The 22,353-nt window shown below is 62.0% G+C and carries 20 protein-coding genes; 15 read left to right on the top strand and 5 right to left on the bottom strand.

Going from position 1 to position 22,353, the window contains the following annotated elements; genetic code table 11:
- Window positions 1-6 precede the first annotated feature (6 nt).
- Genes Q8L50_RS06820 through Q8L50_RS06810 form a run of 3 tightly spaced genes read right to left on the bottom strand, consistent with a single transcriptional unit; the run spans window position 7 to window position 2,761 of the window.
- Window positions 7-996 carry a TRAP transporter substrate-binding protein gene (locus tag Q8L50_RS06820; protein WP_305347909.1) on the bottom strand — a complete coding sequence of 330 codons (990 nt, stop codon included), beginning with the start codon at window positions 994-996 and terminating at the stop codon, window positions 7-9.
- A 51-nt stretch (window positions 997-1,047) separates the two neighbouring features.
- Window positions 1,048-1,947 (bottom strand): SMP-30/gluconolactonase/LRE family protein, encoded by a 900-nt coding sequence (locus tag Q8L50_RS06815; protein ID WP_305347908.1) that lies wholly within the window; start codon window positions 1,945-1,947, stop codon window positions 1,048-1,050.
- A 4-nt stretch (window positions 1,948-1,951) separates the two neighbouring features.
- Window positions 1,952-2,761 (bottom strand): NAD(P)-dependent oxidoreductase, encoded by an 810-nt coding sequence (locus tag Q8L50_RS06810; protein WP_305347907.1) that lies wholly within the window; start codon window positions 2,759-2,761, stop codon window positions 1,952-1,954.
- A gap of 192 nt (window positions 2,762-2,953) precedes the next feature.
- Between Q8L50_RS06810 and Q8L50_RS06805 the strand changes: the two genes are divergently transcribed.
- From Q8L50_RS06805 to Q8L50_RS06795, 3 genes are all read left to right on the top strand, one after another.
- Window positions 2,954-3,736 (top strand): FadR/GntR family transcriptional regulator, encoded by a 783-nt coding sequence (locus Q8L50_RS06805; protein ID WP_305347906.1) that lies wholly within the window; start codon window positions 2,954-2,956, stop codon window positions 3,734-3,736.
- Between the two features lie 75 nt (window positions 3,737-3,811).
- Complete coding sequence (locus Q8L50_RS06800; RefSeq protein WP_305347905.1) at window positions 3,812-4,852, top strand: Gfo/Idh/MocA family protein; 1,041 nt, start codon at window positions 3,812-3,814, stop codon at window positions 4,850-4,852.
- A gap of 29 nt (window positions 4,853-4,881) precedes the next feature.
- Window positions 4,882-5,499: a 2-hydroxychromene-2-carboxylate isomerase gene (locus tag Q8L50_RS06795; RefSeq protein ID WP_305347904.1), complete on the top strand. Its 618-nt coding sequence runs from the start codon at window positions 4,882-4,884 to the stop codon at window positions 5,497-5,499.
- A gap of 4 nt (window positions 5,500-5,503) precedes the next feature.
- On the opposite strand, the gene Q8L50_RS06790 is transcribed toward Q8L50_RS06795, so the two are convergent.
- The gene (locus tag Q8L50_RS06790) at window positions 5,504-7,345 is read right to left on the bottom strand and encodes an AMP-binding protein (RefSeq protein WP_305347903.1); all 1,842 of its coding nucleotides are present in this window, start codon (window positions 7,343-7,345) and stop codon (window positions 5,504-5,506) included.
- A complete protein-coding gene (locus Q8L50_RS06785; protein WP_305347902.1) occupies window positions 7,342-8,220 on the bottom strand; it encodes an amidohydrolase family protein in 879 nt (292 codons plus the stop codon). The genes Q8L50_RS06790 and Q8L50_RS06785 overlap by 4 nt, the downstream gene beginning before the upstream one ends.
- A gap of 125 nt (window positions 8,221-8,345) precedes the next feature.
- Here Q8L50_RS06785 and Q8L50_RS06780 point away from each other — a divergent pair, with 125 nt between their 5' ends.
- The 12 genes from Q8L50_RS06780 (at window position 8,346) to Q8L50_RS06725 (ending at window position 22,329) form a co-directional block, all read left to right on the top strand.
- Complete coding sequence (locus Q8L50_RS06780) at window positions 8,346-9,140, top strand: crotonase/enoyl-CoA hydratase family protein (protein WP_305347901.1); 795 nt, start codon at window positions 8,346-8,348, stop codon at window positions 9,138-9,140.
- Between the two features lie 22 nt (window positions 9,141-9,162).
- Window positions 9,163-11,037: a feruloyl-CoA synthase gene (locus Q8L50_RS06775; protein WP_305347900.1), complete on the top strand. Its 1,875-nt coding sequence runs from the start codon at window positions 9,163-9,165 to the stop codon at window positions 11,035-11,037.
- Complete coding sequence (locus Q8L50_RS06770; RefSeq protein WP_305347899.1) at window positions 11,034-11,798, top strand: SDR family NAD(P)-dependent oxidoreductase; 765 nt, start codon at window positions 11,034-11,036, stop codon at window positions 11,796-11,798. The genes Q8L50_RS06775 and Q8L50_RS06770 overlap by 4 nt, the downstream gene beginning before the upstream one ends.
- Before the next feature lie 69 nt (window positions 11,799-11,867).
- Window positions 11,868-12,854 (top strand): Bug family tripartite tricarboxylate transporter substrate binding protein, encoded by a 987-nt coding sequence (locus Q8L50_RS06765; RefSeq protein ID WP_305347898.1) that lies wholly within the window; start codon window positions 11,868-11,870, stop codon window positions 12,852-12,854.
- A 40-nt stretch (window positions 12,855-12,894) separates the two neighbouring features.
- On the top strand, window positions 12,895-13,887 hold the full coding sequence (locus Q8L50_RS06760; protein WP_305347897.1) for a Bug family tripartite tricarboxylate transporter substrate binding protein: 993 nt from the start codon (window positions 12,895-12,897) through the stop codon (window positions 13,885-13,887).
- A 13-nt stretch (window positions 13,888-13,900) separates the two neighbouring features.
- The gene (locus Q8L50_RS06755) at window positions 13,901-15,619 is read left to right on the top strand and encodes a tannase/feruloyl esterase family alpha/beta hydrolase (protein ID WP_305347896.1); all 1,719 of its coding nucleotides are present in this window, start codon (window positions 13,901-13,903) and stop codon (window positions 15,617-15,619) included.
- A gap of 203 nt (window positions 15,620-15,822) precedes the next feature.
- The gene (locus tag Q8L50_RS06750) at window positions 15,823-16,263 is read left to right on the top strand and encodes a MarR family winged helix-turn-helix transcriptional regulator (protein WP_305347895.1); all 441 of its coding nucleotides are present in this window, start codon (window positions 15,823-15,825) and stop codon (window positions 16,261-16,263) included.
- Window positions 16,264-16,446: 183 nt separating this feature from the next.
- A complete protein-coding gene (locus tag Q8L50_RS06745; RefSeq protein WP_305347894.1) occupies window positions 16,447-16,770 on the top strand; it encodes a helix-turn-helix domain-containing protein in 324 nt (107 codons plus the stop codon).
- A gap of 263 nt (window positions 16,771-17,033) precedes the next feature.
- On the top strand, window positions 17,034-17,594 hold the full coding sequence (grpE, locus tag Q8L50_RS06740; RefSeq protein WP_305347893.1) for a nucleotide exchange factor GrpE: 561 nt from the start codon (window positions 17,034-17,036) through the stop codon (window positions 17,592-17,594).
- 131 nt (window positions 17,595-17,725) lie between these two features.
- The gene (gene dnaK, locus Q8L50_RS06735; RefSeq protein WP_305347892.1) at window positions 17,726-19,666 is read left to right on the top strand and encodes a molecular chaperone DnaK; all 1,941 of its coding nucleotides are present in this window, start codon (window positions 17,726-17,728) and stop codon (window positions 19,664-19,666) included.
- A gap of 112 nt (window positions 19,667-19,778) precedes the next feature.
- Window positions 19,779-20,924 carry a molecular chaperone DnaJ gene (gene dnaJ / locus Q8L50_RS06730; protein ID WP_305347891.1) on the top strand — a complete coding sequence of 382 codons (1,146 nt, stop codon included), beginning with the start codon at window positions 19,779-19,781 and terminating at the stop codon, window positions 20,922-20,924.
- Window positions 20,925-21,108: 184 nt separating this feature from the next.
- Complete coding sequence (locus Q8L50_RS06725; protein ID WP_305347890.1) at window positions 21,109-22,329, top strand: MFS transporter; 1,221 nt, start codon at window positions 21,109-21,111, stop codon at window positions 22,327-22,329.
- Window positions 22,330-22,353: the final 24 nt, after the last annotated feature.

The raw sequence follows: 22,353 nt of genomic DNA, 5'->3' as shown, positions 1-22,353 counted from the left end.
TTGGCTTTACTTGACGGCTTCGATGCGCTTGATCAGGTCCGCATACTGCGCACCGTGCTTGGCCCGCACCGGGGCGGTTGCGTCGTAGAAGGGCTTTTTGTCAACAGTGACAAAGGTGATGCCCGAGGCCTTGAGCTTGGCGCTGTATTCATCCACGCTCTTGTCCCACAGGGCCCGCTGCTCCATCTGCGCCTCGCGCGAGAACTTTGTTACCAGGGCCTGCTCGTCCTTGCTCATCTTGTCCCAGGTGACCTTGGACATCACGAAAATTTCCGGAATGATCAGGTGGGTGGTCTGGGTGTAGTACTTCACGCCGGTGGTGTAGTGGTTGGCGGTAAACAGCGTGGGCGGGTTGTTCTCGGCCCCGTCCACCACGCCGGTCTGCAGCGCGCTGAAGGTGTCGTTGTGGCCCATGGTGATGCCGTTGCCGCCCATGGCGTTCATGGTGTCCACGAACAGCGGGTTGCCCATCACGCGGATTTTCAGGCCCTTCAGGTCCGCGGGGGACTTGATCTCTTTCTTGGTGTAGAGGCTGCGCGAGCCGCTGTCCATCCAGCCCAGTGCCACCAGGCGGGCCGGGCTGGCGGTGATCTTGTCCAGCAGTTCGCGGCCAATCGGGCCGTCGATCACGGCACGCATGTGGGCCTCGTCACGGAAGACGAAGGGCATGTTGAAGACGTTGACGTCGGGCACCACCGGGCCCATGGGGCCCAGGGAGATGCGGGCAATCTGCAGCGCACCTATCTGTGCCTGCTCGATCATTTCTTTCTCGCTGCCCAGCACGCCGGCGGGGTACATCTGCAACTTGTATTTGCCGTTGGTCGCGACTTCAAGCTTCTTGCCAAGATTTTCGATGGCCACCACATTGGGGTAGCCTGGCGGATGCACGTCGGCCGCCTTCAGTACGGTCTGAGCGTGCAGTGGCAAGGCCACGGAAAACACCGCTGCCGCGATGGCGGCAGTGGCACTGACGATAAAAGTTCTGCGAAAGTTCACGGTTGTCTCCTCTAGGGGTGGTTTGAGCTCAGGGAAATGGCAGGGGGAAAATCACACGGGAAAGGCAAATTCAGGTTCGGGCAAGCCGCGCACGCCGGGTTGCAGGGAAAAGAGGCCGCCGGCCAGGGGCTGATCGGACAGATCGACGCCGTCAGGGCGAATCGATGTCACGAACAGGGTGTCCAGCCCGCTGCCACCGAAAGCGCACATGGCGGGTTTCTTGACGGGGACGGCCAATGAACGGTCCAGTTGCCCGTCGGGTGTGAAGCGATGCACCAGCCCGGCGTCGTTGGCGCATATCCAGTAGCAGCCGTCTTCATCCACAGCCGCGCCGTCGGGCCGGCCCGGCAGCGGGTTCATGTCCACAAACACCCGGCGATTTGAAGGTGTGCCGGTGGCCGTGTCGTAATCAAAAGCCCAGATCATCTGCACCGACGGGTGGGAGTCCGAGATATACACGGTGCGGCCATCCGGGCTGAAGCCCAGGCCATTGGGGGTGATGAAGCCGTCCAGAATTTTCTTCAGGTCGCCCTCCTGGTCCAGGCCGTACAAGGCCCCGGCAGGCGACGCCAGCCCCATGTTCATCACCATGGTGCCCGCCCGAAAGCGCCCTTGCCGGTCGCAACGTCCGTCGTTGAAACGCATGCCGGGCTGGGCATGCTCCACAGGCGCCAGCAACTGGCTGTGCAGTTGACCGTCGGGCTGTGTCTGCAACTCAAACAGGCCGCTTTCCATGCCGGCCACCCAGCGGCCGGAACGGGCGCCCGGTGCGATGCAACCCAGCATTTCGGGCGCCTCCCAGTGCGTGAACCCGCCTGTGCCGGCCTGCCAGCGGCAGAGCTTGCGCGCCGGAATATCAACCCAGTACAGCGCCTGCTCGCCCCCATGCCAGACGGGGCTTTCGCCGGTCGCGTTGCGGCAATCCAGCAGGAGTTCTGCATGCGGTTTCATCGGATCAGTCAGCAAAAGGGCCGGCTTTGACAAACGCGCCGCCCTGAAACTGGACGGCGGGGTCGGTCAGATCAGGCGCCGAGGTCCGTGCGTACACCGCCTCGCGAAAGATGTCTGAGCTGTCCTGCGGCGCAAACCCGATATGCCGGGCGCCGCTGTTGTCCCACCAGGTGACAGCGTTGTCGGACATGCCGAACACGATGCTGTGCCCCAGCACGGGCGTGCTCAGGCAGGCGGTGATCAGGCGGTGCAGGTCGTCAAAACTGAGCCAGGTCGCGAGCATGCGCCGGTCTTTGGGCTCGGGAAACGAAGACCCAATACGCACACAGGCTGTTTCAATGCCATAGCGGTCAAAATAAAAGCGCGACAGGTCTTCGCCAAAGGCCTTGCTCACGCCATACAGTCCGTCAGGGCGCGGTGGCGCATCGACCGTGATGGTTTCACTCTGGCGATAAAAACCGGTGACATGGTTGGAGCTGGCGAACACCACCCGTTTGACGCCGTGCTTACGCGCCGCTTCATACAGGTTGTAAAGGCCCAGGATGTTGGCTTGCAGGATGGGGCCAAACGGGCCCTCAACCGACACCCCACCGAGGTGAACAATGGCCTGCACGCCCCGGACCATCACATCAACGGCTGCGGCATCGGCCAGATCAGCCAACACCACCTCTTCGCCGGCGCCCGCTGCCCCAAAGTCGACACGGTCAGACAGGCGCAACACTTTGCAGTTGGCTTTGAGGCGCTGCCTCAAAGCTTGACCCAGCCCGCCGGCTGCGCCGGTCAAAAGCAGTTTCTCGTGCAGCTGAATGCCCATGGCTTGTCTCTGGTAGAAAATGGCCCTGACAACATGTGCCGAAGGCGGGTCTTTGACTTCACGCTTGCTAGAGTGCACTTAAGCAGCTAACATTAAGTTGTACGTTGTCTGATGACTTAATTTTAATGCGCCCGCCAAAGCTGTCAAGAGTTTTGTACCCTCCCAAGGCAAACCCCTAGACCCCTACCCACGATGACATCTCATATAACGCCCGGTCCTCTTGACGATGTACCGCGTGCCCGTCGGCCGCGCGGGCTGGTCACCGAAATTGTTGAAGGCCTGGCCTCCAGCATCCGCGAAGGGCAGCTTCTGCCTGGCGACAAGCTGCCGACCGAAGCGGAAATCATGGTCCGTTTTGATGTCAGTCGAACCGTCGTCCGCGAGGCCCTCTCCAGGCTGCAGGCCTCTGGACTGGTCGAGACACGGCACGGCATTGGCACCTTTGTCATCACCAATCGGGACGCCGGCAACTTCAAGATCGCGGCCGCGGACTTTGCCACCGTGGCCGATGTCATTTCCGTTCTGGAGCTGCGCATCAGCCTGGAGACAGAAGCCGCCGGCCTTGCGGCCCAGAGGAGAACCAATGAGAATCTGGAGGCCATGGCCACAGCGTTACACGCTTTTCAGGACTCCATCCATGCCGACTCCGATGCGGTGCCGCCCGACTTTCAGTTCCACATGGAAGTCGCCCGCGCCACCGGCAACCGGCACTTTGCCGACCTGATGACCTATCTCGGCACCATGATCATTCCGCGTACCCGTGTGAATACGCCACAAAGCGCCCCGGAGGGCCGGCTACGTTACCTGCAGCGCGTCAACGGCGAGCACGAAAACATTTACAACGCCATCCGCAGCCAGGACCCGGAAGCGGCCAGGGCGGCCATGCGCACCCATCTTTCCAACAGTCGCGAGCGCCTGCGCAAAGGGCAAGCCGCCGAGACAACAGGCACCGGCCAGGGCGCCCATGAGGCCTGACCCGGCTCTACCTGTTCGGGGACTTTCGCGACAGGAGCAATCTCCCAAGTTGTACGATGACCGATCAATCAAAAGATGAGTAAGGCTGCGGCCGACAGGATGCGCATTGCTGTGGTGGGGGCCGGGCAAGCGTCGGCACCCCATTTACAAAGCCTGCGGGACCTGGGCGACCAGCTGGAACTGGCGCTGGTGGTGGCACGTCACCCGGCCAAGCTGGCGGCCTTGAGCCTGCCAGCAGGCACGCCCACCAGCACCCGCCTTGAAGACATTCTTGAAGACACGACGATCCAGGCTGTGCTGGTGCTGACACCGCCCAACACCCATCTGGAAATCGTGCAGCGGCTGGCGCAGGCTGGCAAACATGTGCTGGTCGAAAAGCCGCTGGACATCAGCCTTGAGAAAGCCGGGCAGATGGTGAAGCTCTGCGAGCAAGGCGGCGTGAAGCTTGCCGTGATGCTGCAGCACCGCATGCGCGAAGCTTCACTGGCACTGGCCCGGTTGATCAAGGATGGCGCCCTCGGCCAACTGCACAGCGCATCGGCCAGCATCCGCTGGTGGCGCCCGCAGAGCTATTACGACGAGCCCGGCAGGGGCACCATGGCGCGCGACGGCGGCGGCGTGCTGATGACGCAGGCCATCCATACGCTGGATTTGCTGCTTTGCCTGACCGGCATGCCGGACAAGGTTGTGGCGATGGCAAGCACCAGCGCCGCGCACCGGATGGAATGTGAAGACACCGTGGCGGCTGTGCTGCATTATCCGAACGGAGCCATCGGCAACATCGATGCAACGACCGCGGCCTACCCCGGTTTTCCGGAACGCATCGCGCTGAACTTTTCGCTGGGTAGCGCCACGCTGGAAGCTGGCGAGCTGCGCGCCGAATGGATGGACGGGCGGAAAATCCAGGCCGGGCTCAAGCAGCCGACGGGCTCGGGCGCCAACATCATGGCTTTCGACCACGCCTTTCACCGTGCGGTGCTGCTGGATTTTGTGGCCGCCATCCGCAGTGATACAGAGCCGGCCATCACCGGCCGTTCCGCCTTGCAGGTGCAGCGGCTGATTGAAGCCATGATGGAATCGTCACGCGGTGGAGCCGCTGTTTCCATCCGTTCCTGAGCGGCGGACGCATAGGCTACGCTAGCGTCATGACCGCTCCACCCGCGCCCCTGCACTTCTACTTTGACTTTATCTCGCCCTTCGGCTACTTCGCCTCGCTGCGGATTGAAGAGATCGCGGCGCGGCACGGCCGCCGGGTTGACTGGCACGCAATGCTTCTGGGTGTCTCGGTGCTCAAGGTGATGGGCCTCAAGCCCCTGCTCGATACGCCGCTCAAGGGCGACTACATCCGGCGCGATGCGCTGCGCTACATGCGGCGCCATGGTGTGCAGATGCAGCGCAAGCTGGACGACCCGGTCATGGACCCGCGCGCGGCGGGCCGCGCCTTTCACTGGGTCAAGCAGCAACACCCGGAACTGGCAGCGCGCCTGGCCCACTCCATTTACCACGCCTACTGGGCCGAAGGCCGCGACCTTTCGAGTGCCGAAGCCCTGGCATCCATCGCCTTGCCCGACGGACTGGACAGTCAGCGCCTGCAGGAAGGCATCAACAGCCCCGAGGCTTCGCCATGGCTACGCAGCGCGGTAGACGCCTCGCTGAAGGCCGGCATTTTTGGCTCGCCCACGGTGGTCATTGACGGTGAGCCCTTCTGGGGCGTGCAGACGCTGGAGCTTGCAGAAGAGTGGCTGGCCTGCGGCGGCTGGTAGGCGCTCAGGCCGCAGCAGCAAAAAACTCGATCGGCACGGCAATGGCCGCCAGGCGCTCGCGCAGGCCTTGAACCGCGGCAGCGTCCAGCGGCGTGGCCATGCGCACCACGGCGCTCAGGCTGCCGCCGCGCTCTTGTCCCCGCACGGTGACACCGGGCACATCGGCCAGCATCTCGGCAAGCTTGTTTTCGAGGGCGCGCAGGCGCAGCGCCGGCTTGTAGATTTTGCCGATGGCGGTCAGCGGCATTTCAGCAATGATGGTCACACGCTTCGGTGTGGCGGGCCGCTCATAAACCTGCGGGGCCACCTCGGCGAGCAGCGTGGCCGGATCGCAGACGGCGCCGGGTTTGAGCGTGACGAATGCCACTGGCAGCTCGCCCGCATAGGCGTCAGGCTCACCGACCACCGCACACAAGGCAACCGCCGGATGCGCCAGGAAAGCGTCTTCCACCAGGCCCGGATCAATGTTGTGCGAGCCGCGAATGATCACATCCTTGGCACGGCCGGTGATGTGGATATAACCCTGCGCGTCCAGATGCCCGAGATCGCCCGAGATCAGCCAGGGGCCGTCGAACATGCCGGTGTTGCGCGCGGCATCGGTGTAACCCGGGCTCACATGCGGGCCGCGCAGAACCAGCACGCCGGTTTCGCCGGTTGCGCAGCTTTTATCGAGCTGCGCCGCCCCACCCTGCCAGGGCACGGCGCGAACTTCGGTGTAGGGCAGGCGCAGGCCTGTCGAACCCGGAACGCGCGGGGCAGTGGCCGGCTCTATCGACACCAGCCCGGCGCACTCGGTCATGCCCAGGATGTTGCGTACCGCAATACCCGGCTTGCGCTCAAACTGCGCCGCCAGCTCTGCGGGCAAGGGCGAGCCGCCGGTGTAGGCCACCTGGATCGAAGAAATGTCCGCGTCCACCGGCAGATTCACCAGCGTGGCCAGAATGGTCGGCACACAGGCCAGAGCGGTCACGCGTTCACGCTGGCAGAACTTCCAGTAGTTGCGGGTGAACGCCGGGTTGCGCATACCGCTGAGCGTGGGCAGCACCTGGGTGGCGCCTATGGCCAGCAGGGACAGGCCGTAAACAAACGCCCCGGCCACATGGAACAGCGGAAAACCGTTGAGCTCTACCGTGTGTTCATCAAAGCCATAAAAATAGTGGGCGAACCAGCCGGTGTGGGCCTCGTTGCCATGGGTGTGTTGCGCCAGCTTGGGCGCGCCCGTGGTGCCACCAGTGTGAAAACAGGCGGCGATACGCCCGGGCGTGAGCTTGGGGTCAAAAGCCAGCACATCGCTTTGGCGGACCAGAGCATCCTGAAACACCGGCACGCCGGGGGCGACCTCTTTGCCCACACGGATTTGCAGCACCGGCAAGGGGCGCAAAGCCAGCGCTTTTTCAACCGTGGGCCACAAAGACAATTCGCTGTTGGGCCCGAGCGCCACCAGCACCTTGGCGCCCGACGCAGCCAGCAGGGCCGCGATGTGCTCGGGTTGCAGCAGGTAGTTGATCGGACAGGCCTTGCAGGCGAGCTGCGCACCCCAGAGCGCAAACTGCGTCTCGGGAATGTTGGGCGCGAGGATGGCCACGGCATCGTCAGGGCCCACACCCATGGCACGAAACAGGTTGGCGGCGCGGTGCATCTGCGCCAGCAACTGGCGGTAACGCACGGGCTGCGCCGGCTGCTGCAAATCGCCGCTGGGCAGGTAGCGAAAAGCATCACGGTCGGCAAAACGCTGCGCCGCATGTGCGATCAGGCCGTAGGTCGTTAGCGCCGGGATCGCCTGGTCGTAAGGCGTGGCTTCCAGCGCCTGGATGTCGGCCAGGTCACGAAAAGCGCGCACGCTCATGGCGTTGCAGGTTGCCCGAGCCCTAGCAGGCGCATCGCATTGCCTTTCAGGATGCCTGGCATCACCTCGGGCTTGAAGCCTGCGTCTTCAAAATCCTTCATCCAGCGATCCGGCGTGATCAAGGGGTAATCGCTTCCGAAGAGGATGCGGTCTTTCAGCAGCGTATTGGCGTACTGCACCAGTTGCTTGGGGAAATACTTCGGACTCCAGCCCGACAGGTCAATCCAGACATTGGGTTTGTGGGTTGCCACGCTGAGCGCCTCGTCCTGCCACGGGAAGCTGGGGTGCGCCATGACGATCTGCATGTCGGGGAAGTCGATGGCCACATCGTCCAGGTGCATGGGGTTGGAATACTCCAGCCGCAGGCCACCGCCGCAACGCATGCCACTGCCTATGCCGCTGTGCCCGGTGTGAAAAATGGTTGGCAGCTTGTAGGCATTGATCACTTCGTAAATCGGCCAGGCCATCTTGTCGTAAGGGTGAAAGCCCTGCACCGTGGGATGGAACTTGAAGCCCTTGACGCCGTAGTCCTTGATCAGCCGCTCCGCTTCACGCGCGCCCATTTTTCCCTTGTGCGGATCGATGCTCGCAAAGGCCATCATCATGTCGCTGTTCTTTTGCGCGGCCTCAGCGATTTCCTCGTTGGGAATGCGGCGCCTGCCCATTTGCGTCTCGGCATCTACCGTGAACATGATCAGGCCGATCTTGCGTTCGCGGTAGTAGGCAATGGTTTGTTCAATGGTCGGCCTGCGGCCATTCTTGAAGTACTTGTCGGCGGCGCGGTCGTACTCCTCGCCGTAGTTGTCAAACGGGTTCCAGCAGCTCACTTCGGCGTGGGTGTGGATATCAATGGCGATGAGGTTTTCGTAGTCCATGTTTGTCTCCTGGTGCGACCGGATTTTTTCGATCGCATGCGGGTTAACACTGATAAATCAGTTTGAAATTCGATTGAATTGGTTATCATTTATAACAATAATTCACTCACTTTGCAAACCTGATCATGACCCTGAAAACCCCTTCCAAAGACATCCAGCTCGAATTTGCCGGCAAACACCAGGAGATTGCTGTGGTGCGCCTTAGCCGTCCTGCCAAGCGCAACGCCGTGAACGACGCGCTGGTCCTGTCGCTGCGCGACATTTTCCAGAACATGCCGGCCAGCGTACGCGCAGCCGTCATTCACGGCGAAGGTGCCCATTTTTGTGCCGGGCTCGATCTGGGCGAATTGCAGGAACGCGATGCCGGTCAGGGCATGCTCCATTCACGCATGTGGCATGCCGCGCTGGAGCAGGTGCAATACGGCCCGGTGCCGGTGATTGCCGCGCTGCACGGCGCGGTGGTCGGCGGCGGTCTTGAGCTGGCCAGCGCATGCCATATCCGCGTGGCCGACAAGTCTGCGTTTTATGCACTGCCTGAGGGTTCACGCGGCATTTTTGTCGGCGGCGGCGGCTCGGTGCGTATCCCCAAACTGATCGGCGTGGCCCGCATGACCGACATGATGCTGACCGGTCGCGTGTACAACGCTGAAGATGGGGAACGTGCCGGTTTTGCCCAATACCTGGTGCCTGAAGGCCAGGCGTTTGAAAAGGCCCTGGCACTGGCCGAACGTGTGGCCGCAAACGCGCCGCTGACCAACTACGCGCTGATGCACGCGTTGCCGCGTATCGCCGAGCAACCTGCCGATCAGGGCTTTTTCACCGAGGCGCTGATGGCGGCCATTGCGCAAAGCGCGCCAGAAGCCAAAACGCGGGTCAGGGCCTTTCTTGAAGGCAAGGCCAACAAAGTCAGCAAAGACTGATGTCACACAGCCAAGAAAAAACATGAGCGAGACAAACCCCAGCCCCCGCTACCGGCCCCTGACCTTTGGCGTCACGCGTGTCGCCGTGCGGGACGGCCACGGCGGCACACAGTACATCCGGGCCGACCAGCCCCTGGGTGACTATGCAGCCCGAATCACAGACCGTTTTCTGTACTGGGCCACCACCGTGCCGGAGCGCAGTTTGATGGCCAGGCGGCAGCGCAACGCCGACGGCGGCACCGGTGACTGGCAACACCTGAGTTACGGCAACGCGCTGGCGGGCGCAAGAGCCCTCGGCCAGGCGCTGCTGGACCGGGGCTTGAACGCCGAGCGCCCGGTAGTGATCCTCAGCGAAAACGGCCTGGAGCATGCGCAGCTTGCGCTGGCTTGCCTGTATGCAGGCGTTCCGTATTGCCCTGCATCACCGGCCTACTGCCTGGTCAGCCAGGACTACGACAAGCTGCGGCACATTTTGCAAACGCTGACACCGGGCCTGGTGTTTGCCAGTGACGCAAACCGCTACGGCAAGGCGATTGAAGCCACGGTCGGCTCCGATGTGGAAGTGGTGTTGCACGAGGGTACGCTGCCGGGTCGGCCTTCAAGCTCCCTGGCCTCCCTGCTCACCACCCTTCCGACGCCGGCAATCGATGCCGCGATGCAAGCCACTGGCCCGGACACGATTGCCAAGTTCCTTTTCACGTCCGGCTCGACCAAAATGCCCAAGGCGGTGATCAACACACACCGCATGTGGTGCGCCAATCAGCAGCAGATGCGCCAGTCGATGCCGGTGCTGACTGAAGGCCCCCCGGTGCTGGTGGACTGGCTGCCGTGGAACCACACCTTCGGCGGCAACCACAACGTCGGGCTGACCCTGTACAACGGCGGCACCCTGTACATCGACGATGGCAAGCCCACCCCCGCACTGATGGCTGAAACTTTGCGCAACCTGCGCGAAATCGCACCCACGCTTTATTTCAACGTGCCCACTGGTTTTGAGGCCATCGCCAGTGCCATGAAAACCGACGATGCCTTGCGCAAGAACCTGCTGTCACGCGTCAAGATGTTCTTTTACGCCGGCGCTGCGCTGGCCCAGCCGGTATGGGACGCGCTGCACGAAAGCCAGGAGCGGGAGATCGGCGAGCGCATTGTCATGGGCACAGGACTGGGTATGACCGAGTCTTCCCCTTTTGCAGTGTTTGTCACCAATCCGAACGTCAAGGCCGGTTACCTGGGTGTGCCTACCCCGGGCCTGGAGCTCAAGCTGGTGCCGGTCGATGGCAAGACAGAGATCCGATACAAGGGGCCCAACATTGCACCGGGCTACTGGCGCAACCCGGACGCAAGCAATGAGAGTTTTGACGAGGAAGGTTTTTTCTCAACCGGCGATGCGGTGCTGTGGATTGACCCGGCCGACCAGCACCAGGGGCTGCGTTTTGATGGGCGCATTGCAGAAGACTTCAAGCTGGCCACAGGTACCTTTGTCAGTGTCGGCCCGCTGCGCGCAAAAATCATCGCGGCCGGTGCGCCCTATGTGCAGGACGCCGTCATCACCGGCCTGAACCTCAAGGAGGTCGGCGCGCTGATCTTCCCAACCCAGATGGTGCGCAAACTCGGCGCCCTGCCCGACAACACGCCCATGCAGCAGGTGCTGGAAAGCGCAGCGGTGCAGGCCCATTTTCAAAAGGTGGTCAACACACTTGCCGAAGACGCCACTGGCAGTGCCAGCCGCGTGGCGCGGCTGCACCTGATGGCCGAGCCTCCGTCGATTGACAAGGGCGAAGTGACCGACAAGGGCTCCATCAATCAACGCGCCGTGCTGAAACACCGCGAGGCGCTTGCCGATGCGATGCATCAGGGCACGCTGACTTTCACCATCCAGCCGCAGGAGAAAAAATGAACATCACGGGACAGACTGCGCTGGTCACCGGTGGCGCCTCCGGCCTGGGTGAGGCCGTCGCACGCGAGCTGGCCCGCCTGGGCGCCAAAGTGGCTGTGCTGGACGTCAACATGGCGCTGGCCGAAAAGGTGGCCGCCGACATCGGTGGTGTGGCCTGCCAGTGCGACATCACCATCACCGACAGCGTGATCGCCGCGCTGGCAAAGGCCACGGCCGCCCACGGCCCGGCCCGTATCCTGATGAATATTGCCGGCATAGGCTCGGCCAAACGTGTGGTCGGCAAAGACGGCAATGCCGCGCCGCTCGAAGATTTTGCCAGGGTCATCCAGGTCAACCTGATTGGCAGTTACAACATCAGCCGGCTGTTTGCCGCTGAGTGTGTGAAGCTCACGCCTTTGGCCGACGGCGAGCGCGGCGTGATGATGTTCACGGCTTCGGTGGCCGCGTTTGACGGTCAGGTCGGCCAGCAGGCCTACAGCGCATCCAAAGGCGGACTGGTTGGCATGACCCTGCCGATGGCGCGCGATCTGGCACAACACGGTATCCGCGTCTGCACCATCGCGCCCGGCCTGTTCTCCACGCCCCTGATGAAGCAGTTGCCCGAGCAGGTGCAGCAATCATTGGCCGCATCGATTCCCTTTCCCCCGCGCCTTGGTAAACCGGAAGAGTTTGCCCAGCTCGCATGCCATATCGTGACCAACACCCACCTCAACGGTGAAGTCATCCGCCTCGACGGCGCACTTCGCATGGCACCGCGCTGAAGCGCAGTAGCAGCAGCCTCCAGATTTTCACGCCGATTGCTGAGTTCACCCACCATCAGGAGACACAACATGACCACACGCCGCCAATTCACCCACACCCTCGGTGCCGCCGCCCTTGCAGGCCTGGGCCTGCCGCTGTCAGCGCAGGCACAAAGCAGCCCGGAGCTGGCCAAGATCATCTGCGGCTTTCCGCCGGGCGGCACCAGCGACGCGATGTCGCGCCGACTGGCCGACAAGCTGCGCGGCAACTACGCCACCAACGTGGTGGTCGAAAACAAGCCGGGCGCTGGTGGCCAGATCGGTGTCACCGCGCTCAGGGACAGCCCGGCCGACGGCAGCGCCCTGCTGCTGACGCCTTCTTCGATGCTGTCGATCTACCCCTTTGTTTACCCCAAGCTGCCCTACAAACCGGCTGAAGATGTGGCGCCGGTCTCGCTGGCTTGCTATTTCAACCACGCTTTCGGCGTCGGCCCGGCCGTGCCCGAAAGTGTCAGGACCCTGAAGGATTTCATGGCCTGGGCCAAGGCGAATCCGACCAAGGCGAACTACGGCTCACCGGGGGCCGGTTCCATGCCACACCTGATCGTCGCGCTGATGAACAAGCTGCTGGGCACCGACCTGCGCCACATCCCCTACCGCGGTTCGGCGCCTGGCATTCAGGACCTGCTGGGCGGCCAGATTTCGGCCATGTCCTCGCCGATCGGCGACTACCTGCCCTACCTCAAAAGCGGAAAGCTTCGTTTGCTGGCGATATCGGGTATCAACCGCAGCCCCTTTGTGCCGGATGTGCCCACCTATCGCCAGCAGGGCATTCCGATCACCGTGCGCGAGTGGTATGGCGTTTTTCTGCCCGGCAAGGCCAGCGCGCAAACCGTGCGCCGCGCAGCTGCCTACATGCAGACCGCCCTGTCCCAGCAGGATCTCATCTCCAGCATGGCGCAGGTCGGCATGGAAGTCGGCTCGTCCTCGCCGCAAGTGCTAGGTGACCTGCTCAAGGCCGACGGCGAAGAGTGGCGCCGCCTGATCAAACAAATCGGCTTCACCGCAGAGTCCTGATCCCAATCACTTCACCCGCCAACGTCAACGGAGACACACCATGACCACACGCCGCCATTTTGTCCAGTCTGCCAGTGCGCTTGCTGCACTGGGCACACTTTCACCCCTGATCGCCCGAGCCCAGGGCGTTGATCAGGTCAAAATCATCAACGGCTTCCCGGCCGGGGGAACCGCTGACGCCACCAGCCGGCGCATCGGTGAGCAACTGCGCGGCAGCAGCTACACCCCCAACGCTGCGGTGGTGGAAAACAAGCCAGGCGCTGGCGGTCGCATTGCCTGCGAGACCGTCAAAAACGCCGCCCCGGACGGCCGCACCTTGCTGCTCACACCTTTTTCCTGCACCTCGGTGTACCCGCACATTTACAGCAAACTCAGCTACGACCCGTTCACCGACCTGATGCCGGTGTCCATCGCTGCGGTCATGCACCACGGGCTCGCGGTCGGACCCATGGTTCCCGCCACGGTCAAAAATGTCAGGGACTATGTGGCGTGGTGCAAGGCCAACCCGGACAAGGCCAGTTACGGCTCGCCGGCGGCTGGCTCCCTGCCCCATTTTCTGGGCGCCCTGCTGAGCAGCTACACCGGTGTGCCGCTGACCCATGTGCCTTACCGCGGGTCGGTGCCTGGCGTGACTGACATGCTGGGCAGCCAGCTGGCGTCAATGTTCACCCCCAGTGGGGACTTTCTGGCCAACCACAAGGCCGGCAAAATCCGGATCATCGCCACTTCAGGCCCAACCCGTTCGCCATTCTCACCTGAAGTACCTACGTTTGCCGAGCAGGGCTTCTCCGAGCTGACGACCGAGGAATGGTTTGGTTTTTATGCACCGGCCAAAACGCCGTCCAGCATCATCAACAGCGCCAATGCGGCGATCAACGCGACGCTGAAAAACCCCACGGTCATCAGCAGCCTGGGAACCTTCGGGCTGGCACCTGCCGGGTCCACGGTGCGCGAGATGGACAAGAGCCAGCGCGACGCCTATTTTCGCTGGGGGCCCCTGGTCAAGCACATCGGTTTTACCGGCATGTCCTGATCAGGAGACCTTCATGAACAAATTCATCCGTGCGGCGGCGTGCAGCGTGGCGGCGACTCTTCTCGTCGCATGCACAACTTCAGAGCCAAAATTGGCCCTGGTCCCCGTCGATTGCGCGCAACTAGCTACCAAATTCATAGCAGATGGCACGCGCATCACGGCGACCGAATCGGTGCCCGCCGGCCTCACGGTGAGCGGCATGGCCCAGCCCTACCCCATGCCGGCGCACTGCAAGGTCAGCGGCCGCATGCACGAACGCACCGGCGCGGACGGCAAGCCTTACGCCATCGGTTTCGAGATGCGTTTGCCCGCCAGCTGGTCCGGGCGCTTTTTGCTGCAGGCCAATGGCGGTGCCGACGGCGTGGTGCAGCCGGCCTTTGGCAATGTCGTGTCCGGCGGCGCCACCACCAATGCGCTGATGCAGGGCTTTGCCGTACTGTCCAGCGACGCCGGGCACACGGCTGAGCCTGCGGCCAGCGCCGGCCTGGTCGGCGGCAACCTGTTCGGCCTGGACCCGCAGGCCAGGCTGGACTATGGCTACCAGGCCAACGGCGCTTTGGCGCCCATGGCAAAAAAATTGATCGCCACGCACTACGGCCAGGGCCCCAATACCTCGTACATGATGGGCTGCTCGAACGGCGGGCGTCACGCCATGGTGGCGGCGGCGCGTTATGCCGACCAGTTTGACGGCGTGATCGCCGGCAACCCGGGTTTTAACCTGCCCAAGGCCGCAGTGCAGCACGCCTGGGACATCCAGGCCTTCAGCGCTGTCAACCCCGACATCAAGGCAGCGTTCCCGCCCGCCGACATGAAACTCGTCGCCGACAGGGTGCTGGACAAATGTGATGCACTGGACGGTCTGGCCGACGGTATGGTGGACAACCTGCCGGCCTGCCAGAAGGCTTTCGACATCAAGACATTGCAGTGCACGAATGACAAGACCGCGCAGTGCCTGAGCCAGCCCCAGGTCACGGCCCTGCAAAAAGTCTTTGCCGGTCCGGTCAACAGCAAGGGCCAGCAGCTCTACAGCGACTGGCCCTGGGACGCTGGCATCGGCGCTGCGCAAGCCGGCTTTGGCAGCTGGCGCTCCTGGAAGCTGCACGGCCCGATTGCCGGCCTGCCCATCATCGGGGCCCTGGGTGCGGGCTCGGTGGCCTACACCTTCTCAACGCCGCCCAAGCCAGTCGCCGGCATTCCTGGGGCGCTGATCAAATCCTTGCTCGACTACAACTTTGACACCGATGCCGCGATGATTTTTGCAAGCAGCGGGATATTCCAGGAATCGGCCATGCAGTTCATGACGCCGCCCAACGCCACCCGGCTCTCGGCCTTCAAGTCCAAAGGCGGCAAGATGATCGTCTACCACGGCACCAGTGACCCGGTGTTTTCATTCAACGACACCCGCAACTGGTACGAAGCCCTGGACAAAAACCACGCTGGAAACGCCGCCAGTTTTGCGCGCCTGTTCCCCGTGCCTGGCATGAACCATTGTCAGGGTGGCCCCGCCACCGAGCAGTTCGACATGCTGAGTGCCTTGGTCCACTGGGTGGAAAAAGGCGAGGCGCCGACCCAGGTCATCGCCACCTCTCGCCCGGGCATCAACCCCGACGTGCCGGTGGCGTGGACCAGCATGGGCAAACCGCGCAGCCGCCCCTTGTGCCCGTATCCGAAGCAGGCGCGATACAACGGCTCTGGCGATATCAACGAAGCGGCCAGCTTCACCTGCCAGTAGGGCGGCGAACCGCAAACCCCGGGTCGCTACGCCCAGCGACCCGGGGCAGCCATCCCATGCCCACCCCGAACACAGGTCCGGCGACAAGCCCGTCGCAGCCCTGCTTCGCCTGCGCGACACGCTGATACAGTTGCCAGACCTACACCAACTCCTGCAAGCTGCCCGTGAGCGCCCGAGACCTTCCAAAATCTGCACCGCCCCCTGTGACCGCCGCCGTCGAGCGGGTAGACACGAGCTACCTGGAGAGCCTGCTGGGTTACAACGCGCGGCGCGCGGCGCTGTCGGTGATTGAGGTTTTCATGGTGCGCATGGCCCCGTACGGTTTGCGACCGGTCGATTTTTCGGTGCTGTCGCTGATCACGCACAACCCCGGCATCACCTCGCGCCAGTTGTGCACTGCCCTGGGCATCCAGCCCCCCAACCTGGTGGCCATGATCAACAGCCTGGAAAAGCGCAAGCTGGTGCTGCGCCAGCCGCATCCGCGCGACGGCCGGGCCATGGGCCTGCACCTGACGGCCGGCGGCAAAAAACTCATGCGCGACGCAGAGTCCACAGCGGCTTCGCTGGAGGCCGAAGTGGCCTCCAGGCTGTCCGCCAGCGAGTCCAAAACCCTGATCCGGTTGCTGCAGAAGGTTTATCTCTGACTCCTGGCAGTTCGGGCGCTAGCCTATCCGCCGCTAATTTTCAAGCCCTTTTGGCCGTCAAGCTACAACCAGCGGGCGCTGTCAGCTATAAAAGCAGTAGCAGCGCAGAATTTGCGCTATATTTCGGCTAAGTGATTGCCTACCGATTAACTGTGACAAAAACGTGACCAGGAGATGTCCCCCATGAGTGCCAAAGAAAATGCCGCCATCGGCCAGCTGTTTGAACTGCTTGAATCACGCTACGCGCTGCGCGTGTTGTGGGCTTTGAAAGACGGTCATCCGCAAACCTTCCGGCTGCTTCAGGACAGCATTGGCAGCATCACCCCCAACACACTGAACACCCGCATCAAGGAGTTACGCGCCGCCGGGCTCATGGGCCACGGCAGTGACGGCTACATCGTCACTGCGCTCGGTACCGACCTGCTCAAACGCATGAACGACGTGCAGGCCTTTGCAGGCAAATGGGCGGCCAGCCAGGTCAAGGCCGGCATCGTCAAGAAGAAATAAGCCTGCGCCGCCCCCTGAGACAGGCCCAGCGCCTGTCTTTTTGTTTGTGTGGACCGGTTTTGCGCCACATTCACGTATGAACTCGGGCTCCAAGCCCTTTCCCCTGCAGCGGAACCGGCTATTCATTTGATAGCATCTCGCAGCTGCGCGATGTTCGCCCGCTGGCTTTTCGCGTCAGGGACTCTTTTGTAATCCCTTGCCTTGAAAAGGGCTTTGCAGCCCCCAAATCCTTGCCTTGTCTTTCTGAACAACCGCTATCGACCATGTCCGACACCATTCCATCTGATCCGAATCAAGAACTGACAGGCGCTCCCAGCCCTGAAGAGCTGGAAGCCGCCCAGGCCGCCAACGAGGCCGATGCCCTGTCTGCAGCCCAGGCCGAACTGGCCACTCTGCAAGCCAAAAACACCGAGCTGGCAGACAGCTATTTGCGCGCCAAAGCTGAGGCTGAAAACGCCCGCAGGCGCGCGGATGAAGAAATTTCCAAGGCACGCAAATTTGCCGTCGAAAATTTCGCCGAAAGCCTGCTGCCTGTGACTGACAGCCTGGAAAGCGGCCTGGCGATCAAGGACGCCACCCCCGAGCAGATGCGCGAAGGCGCCGAAGCCACCCTCAAGCAGCTCAAAAGTGCACTTGAGCGCAACCGCGTGCTCGAGATCAACCCCGCTACTGGCACCCGGTTTGATCCGCATCAGCACCAGGCCATCAGCATGGTGCCGGCCGAGCAGGAGGCCAATACAGTGGTCGGCGTGCTGCAAAAAGGCTATCTGATTGCCGACCGTGTGCTACGCCCCGCGCTGGTCACCGTCGCTGCAGCGAAATAGCGCAAAAAAACGCGCTCGGGTACTTGAAGTCCGAAAAGTTATCCACAAGTCATCAACATAGTCATTCACAAGCGGGTTGATTCATCAGCCCACTTCACAAATTTTTTTCGCATCAATAAGCAGGAGTCATCATGGGAAGAATCATCGGCATCGATCTGGGAACCACCAACAGCTGCGTGTCTGTCATGGAAGGCAACACACCGCGGGTGATTGAAAACTCTGAAGGCGCTCGAACCACACCGTCCATCGTCGCCTACCAGGAAGACGGTGAAGTGCTGGTCGGCACCTCGGCCAAGCGCCAGGCAGTGACCAACCCGAAAAACACGCTGTACGCCGTCAAACGCCTGATCGGGCGCAAGTTCAGCGAAAAAGAAGTGCAGAAAGACATCGCGCTCATGCCTTACGCCATCGTGGCTGCCGACAACGGCGACGCCTGGGTGGAAGTGCGCGGCAAAAAACTGTCGGCCCAGCAAGTCAGCGCCGACATTTTGCGCAAGATGAAAAAGACCGCCGAAGATTACCTCGGCGAGCCAGTGACTGAAGCCGTCATCACGGTACCCGCCTACTTCAACGACGCCCAGCGCCAGGCCACCAAAGACGCTGGCCGCATTGCCGGCCTGGACGTCAAGCGCATCATCAACGAGCCGACGGCTGCGGCCCTGGCCTTTGGCCTGGACAAGCAGGAAAAGGGCGACCGCAAGATTGCGGTGTATGACCTGGGCGGCGGCACCTTCGACATCTCCATCATCGAGATTGCCGATGTCGACGGCGAAAAACAATTCGAGGTGCTCTCCACCAACGGCGACACCTTTCTGGGCGGCGAAGACTTTGACCAGCGGGTCATTGACTACATCGTGGCCGAGTTCAAGAAAGAAAGCGGCATCGACCTGTCCAAGGATGTGGTGGCCCTGCAGCGCCTGAAAGACTCTGCCGAAAAGGCCAAGATCGAGCTGTCCAACAGCGCGCAGACCGAAGTCAACATTCCCTACATCGCACACGATCCGGCGTCCGGCCCCAAACATTTGCTGGTCAAGCTCACACGCGCCAAGCTCGAAAGCCTGGTGGACGAGTTGATCGAACGCACGATTGCGCCTTGCCGCACGGCCATGAAGGACGCTGGCCTGAGTGTGTCCGACATCCACGACGTGATTCTGGTCGGTGGTCAGACCCGCATGCCCAAGGTGCAGGAAAAGGTCAAGGAGTTCTTCGGCAAGGAGCCGCGCAAGGACGTGAACCCCGACGAGGCCGTGGCCGTGGGCGCCGCGATCCAGGGCCAGGTGCTGTCCGGCGACCGTACCGACGTGCTGCTGCTTGACGTCACCCCGCTGTCCCTGGGTATCGAAACCATGGGCGGCGTGATGACCAAGATGATCAAGAAGAACACGACCATTCCGACCAAGTTTGCACAGACCTTCTCGACCGCCGAAGACAACCAGCCGGCTGTGACCATCAAGGTGTACCAGGGTGAGCGCGAGCTGGCTGCCGGCAACAAGGCGCTGGGCGAGTTCAACCTGGAAGGCATTCCACCGTCGGCGCGCGGCACGCCGCAAATTGAAGTGTCGTTTGACATCGACGCCAACGGCATTTTGCATGTGGGCGCCAAGGACAAGGGCACCGGCAAGGAAAACAAGATCACCATCAAGGCCAACTCCGGCCTGTCGGAAGCAGAAATTCAGCAGATGGTCAAAGATGCCGAGCTGCACGCTGCCGACGACAAGGTGCGGGTCGAGTTTGTGCAGGCCAAGAACAACGCCGAAGCCATGGTGCACAGCGTGAGGAAATCCCTGACCGAATACGGCGACAAGCTGGAGCCGGGCGAGAAAGAAAAAATCGAAGCCGCGATCAAGGACATGGAAGAAGCGCTCAAGGGCGAAAGCAAGGATGCCATCGACGCCAAAAACGCGGCGCTGATGGATGCCAGCCAGAAGCTCGGAGAAAAAATGTATGCCGACATGCAAGCCACCCAGGCCGCGCAAGCGGGCGGCGGCGCCGGTGCCGAGGAAGCAGCAGCCAAACCGGCAGCCGACGACAATGTGGTGGACGCTGAAGTCAAGGAAGTCAAAAAGGGTTGAGCCTTCCTTGACACATCGCCTCAGGGCAATGAAGCGGGATCGGGAGGTTTCTTCCGCATTCCGCTTTGCTGCGTCCGGGGCGCAGGAATTTTCCCACTGAACACGCAATTCCATGGCCATTAAAAAAGACTACTACGACACACTCGGTGTTCCGAAAAACGCCAGTGATGAAGACATCAAGAAAGCCTATCGCAAGCTTGCCATGAAGCATCACCCGGATCGCAACCAGGGCGATGGCGGCAAGGCGGCCGAAGAAAAATTCAAGGAAGCCAAGGAAGCCTACGAGATGCTTTCCGACGCGCAGAAGCGCGCTGCCTACGACCAGTACGGTCACGCGGGCGTGGACCCCAATCGCGGCGGCGGCCCGGGCGCAGAAGGTTTTGGCGGCTTTGCAGAAGCTTTTGGTGATATTTTTGGCGATGTGTTTGGCGCCCAGCAGGCGCGCGGCGGCCAGCGCGGTGGCCGCCAGGTGTACCGCGGCGGTGACCTCAGTTATGCGATGGAAGTCACGCTGGAAGAAGCAGCCACCGGCAAGGACGCACAGATCCGCATCCCGAGCTGGGACGATTGCAACACCTGCAAAGGCAGCGGCGCAAAACCCGGCACCAAGGTGGTCACCTGCACCACCTGTCATGGCCACGGCGTCGTGCAGATGCGCCAGGGCTTCTTCAGCGTGCAGCAGACCTGCCCGCAGTGCAAGGGCACCGGCAAGCTGATCCCCGAGCCCTGCATGAGCTGCCACGGTGTTGGCAAACTCAAAAACAACAAAACCCTGGAAGTAAAAATTCCAGCGGGTATCGATGATGGAATGCGCATCCGCTCGACCGGCAACGGCGAGCCAGGTACCAACGGCGGCCCGCCAGGCGATCTCTACATCGAGATACGCTTGAAGAAACATGACATCTTCGAGCGCGATGGCGACGACCTGCACTGCGTCGTGCCGATTGGCATGGCAACGGCCGCGCTGGGCGGCGAGATCGAGGTGCCGACGCTGGCAGGCAAGGCGGCTATCGACATTCCGGACGGCACGCAGACCGGCAAGCAATTCCGGCTGCGCGGCAAAGGCATCAAGGGCGTACGCTCCAGCTACCCGGGTGACCTGTACTGCCACATCACGGTAGAGACACCGGTCAAGCTGACCGAGCACCAGCGCAAGCTGTTCAAGGAGCTCGACGAGGCGCTGAAAAAAGGCGGCGCCAAACACTCGCCGACCGAAGAGAGCTGGACCGACAAGCTGAAGAATTTCTTCAGCCCCTGAAGCGAAGCGACCTGCTATCTATTTTGTAGCTGCTTGCGCTCGCCGTATAAGGGCTGGAGACCTATTTGATGCAAGGTTATTGCGAAGACGACCTTCGCGCTCGCCATCCTTGAGTGTCACCAGCCAGCAGATGCCCGAGGCCGTGCTCCGATAAAGTCGGGGGCCGCCTTTCCCCGATTTTTTGATGTCCACTTCCCTTTCCCCCAAACGCGAGTTGTGGCTGCTTGTCACACTGGCCGGCATCCAGTTCACCCACATCGTGGACTTCATGGTCATGATGCCGCTGGGGCCGCAATTCACCCAGCTCTTCAACATCAGTGACGCCAGCTTCGGCCTGCTGGTGTCGGCCTACACCTTCGCCGCCGGTGCGTCGGGGCTGCTGGCATCCCTGTACGTGGATCGTTTTGGCCGCAAGAACCTGCTGCTGGTGCTGTATCTGCTTTTTGCGCTGGCAACACTGGCCTGCGGCCTGGCACCCAACTATGACAGCCTGATGCTGGCCCGTATTGCGGCCGGGACGTTTGGCGGTGTGATGTCGGCGCTGTCGCAAACCATCATTGCAGATGTGATTCCCTTTGAGCGGCGCGGCCGGGCCATGGGGATCGTGATGTCGTCGTTTTCGCTGGCGTCGGTGGCGGGGGTTCCGCTGAGTCTTTTTCTGGCGGCCCATTTTGGCTGGCACGCACCGTTTTTTGCCATCGCCGGCGTGTCTGCCGTGCTGGCACTGGGCGCATGGGTGACCCTGCCGCCGCTGACGGGCCATCTGCAGCAAAAACGCAGGTCCCCGCTGGGCGGCATAGTGCAGGTGCTGCGGGACAACAACCATCTGAAAGCCTTTTTATTCAGCGCATTGCTGATGTTTTCGGGCTTTACCGTGATTCCCTACATCACGATTTTCATCACAGTCAACGGGGGGTTCACGGTCCAGCAGGTGCCCTACCTGTATCTGTGCGGCGGCGCGGCCACCCTGGTCACCGCGCGTTACATAGGCCGGTTGAGCGACTCGGTGGGCAAGGTCAGGGTGTTCAGCTACATGGCCATGGCTGCGGCCGTTCCCATGCTGGTCCTGAGCCAGTCCGCCGGTTTTGGCGTCTGGGGCATCCTGCTGGTTACCACGGCTCTTTTTATCGGCATGAATGGGCGCATGGTGCCAGGCATGGCGCTGGTGGCCAGCGCGGCAAATCCGCAGTTGCGCGGCACCTTCATGGCCCTCAACTCCTCGGTGCAGTCCGCAGCCATGGGCGCTGCGGCTTTTGTCGGCGGGTTGATCATCAGCCGTGACGCGCAAGGTCTGGTGCAAAACTATGGGGGCAACGCGCTGTTGGGTGTGCTTGCCACTGCGCTCAGCCTGATGCTGGTCCGCAAACTGCATTTGCACGGCGCTCCGACGATCAATCCGCGCTAAAGTAGCTTGCGTGAACAATCGGTT

Source organism: Polaromonas sp., assembly GCF_030680935.1.
Classification (GTDB): domain Bacteria; phylum Pseudomonadota; class Gammaproteobacteria; order Burkholderiales; family Burkholderiaceae_C; genus Polaromonas.
This window is presented reverse-complemented; position numbering and strand designations above follow the sequence as displayed.

Coding starts and splice junctions, on each gene's coding strand:
- Q8L50_RS06810 (WP_305347907.1), bottom strand. CDS start 2,761: ATGGGCATTCAGCTGCACGAGAAACTGCTTTTGACCGGCGCAGCCGGC.
- Q8L50_RS06790 (WP_305347903.1), bottom strand. CDS start 7,345: ATGAGCGTGCGCGCTTTTCGTGACCTGGCCGACATCCAGGCGCTGGAA.
- Q8L50_RS06805 (WP_305347906.1), top strand. CDS start 2,954: ATGACATCTCATATAACGCCCGGTCCTCTTGACGATGTACCGCGTGCC.
- Q8L50_RS06795 (WP_305347904.1), top strand. CDS start 4,882: ATGACCGCTCCACCCGCGCCCCTGCACTTCTACTTTGACTTTATCTCG.
- Q8L50_RS06760 (WP_305347897.1), top strand. CDS start 12,895: ATGACCACACGCCGCCATTTTGTCCAGTCTGCCAGTGCGCTTGCTGCA.
- grpE (WP_305347893.1), top strand. CDS start 17,034: ATGTCCGACACCATTCCATCTGATCCGAATCAAGAACTGACAGGCGCT.
- Q8L50_RS06815 (WP_305347908.1), bottom strand. CDS start 1,947: ATGAAACCGCATGCAGAACTCCTGCTGGATTGCCGCAACGCGACCGGC.
- dnaJ (WP_305347891.1), top strand. CDS start 19,779: ATGGCCATTAAAAAAGACTACTACGACACACTCGGTGTTCCGAAAAAC.
- Q8L50_RS06770 (WP_305347899.1), top strand. CDS start 11,034: ATGAACATCACGGGACAGACTGCGCTGGTCACCGGTGGCGCCTCCGGC.
- Q8L50_RS06775 (WP_305347900.1), top strand. CDS start 9,163: ATGAGCGAGACAAACCCCAGCCCCCGCTACCGGCCCCTGACCTTTGGC.
- Q8L50_RS06765 (WP_305347898.1), top strand. CDS start 11,868: ATGACCACACGCCGCCAATTCACCCACACCCTCGGTGCCGCCGCCCTT.
- Q8L50_RS06785 (WP_305347902.1), bottom strand. CDS start 8,220: ATGGACTACGAAAACCTCATCGCCATTGATATCCACACCCACGCCGAA.
- Q8L50_RS06725 (WP_305347890.1), top strand. CDS start 21,109: ATGTCCACTTCCCTTTCCCCCAAACGCGAGTTGTGGCTGCTTGTCACA.
- Q8L50_RS06800 (WP_305347905.1), top strand. CDS start 3,812: ATGAGTAAGGCTGCGGCCGACAGGATGCGCATTGCTGTGGTGGGGGCC.
- Q8L50_RS06745 (WP_305347894.1), top strand. CDS start 16,447: ATGAGTGCCAAAGAAAATGCCGCCATCGGCCAGCTGTTTGAACTGCTT.
- Q8L50_RS06755 (WP_305347896.1), top strand. CDS start 13,901: ATGAACAAATTCATCCGTGCGGCGGCGTGCAGCGTGGCGGCGACTCTT.
- Q8L50_RS06780 (WP_305347901.1), top strand. CDS start 8,346: ATGACCCTGAAAACCCCTTCCAAAGACATCCAGCTCGAATTTGCCGGC.
- dnaK (WP_305347892.1), top strand. CDS start 17,726: ATGGGAAGAATCATCGGCATCGATCTGGGAACCACCAACAGCTGCGTG.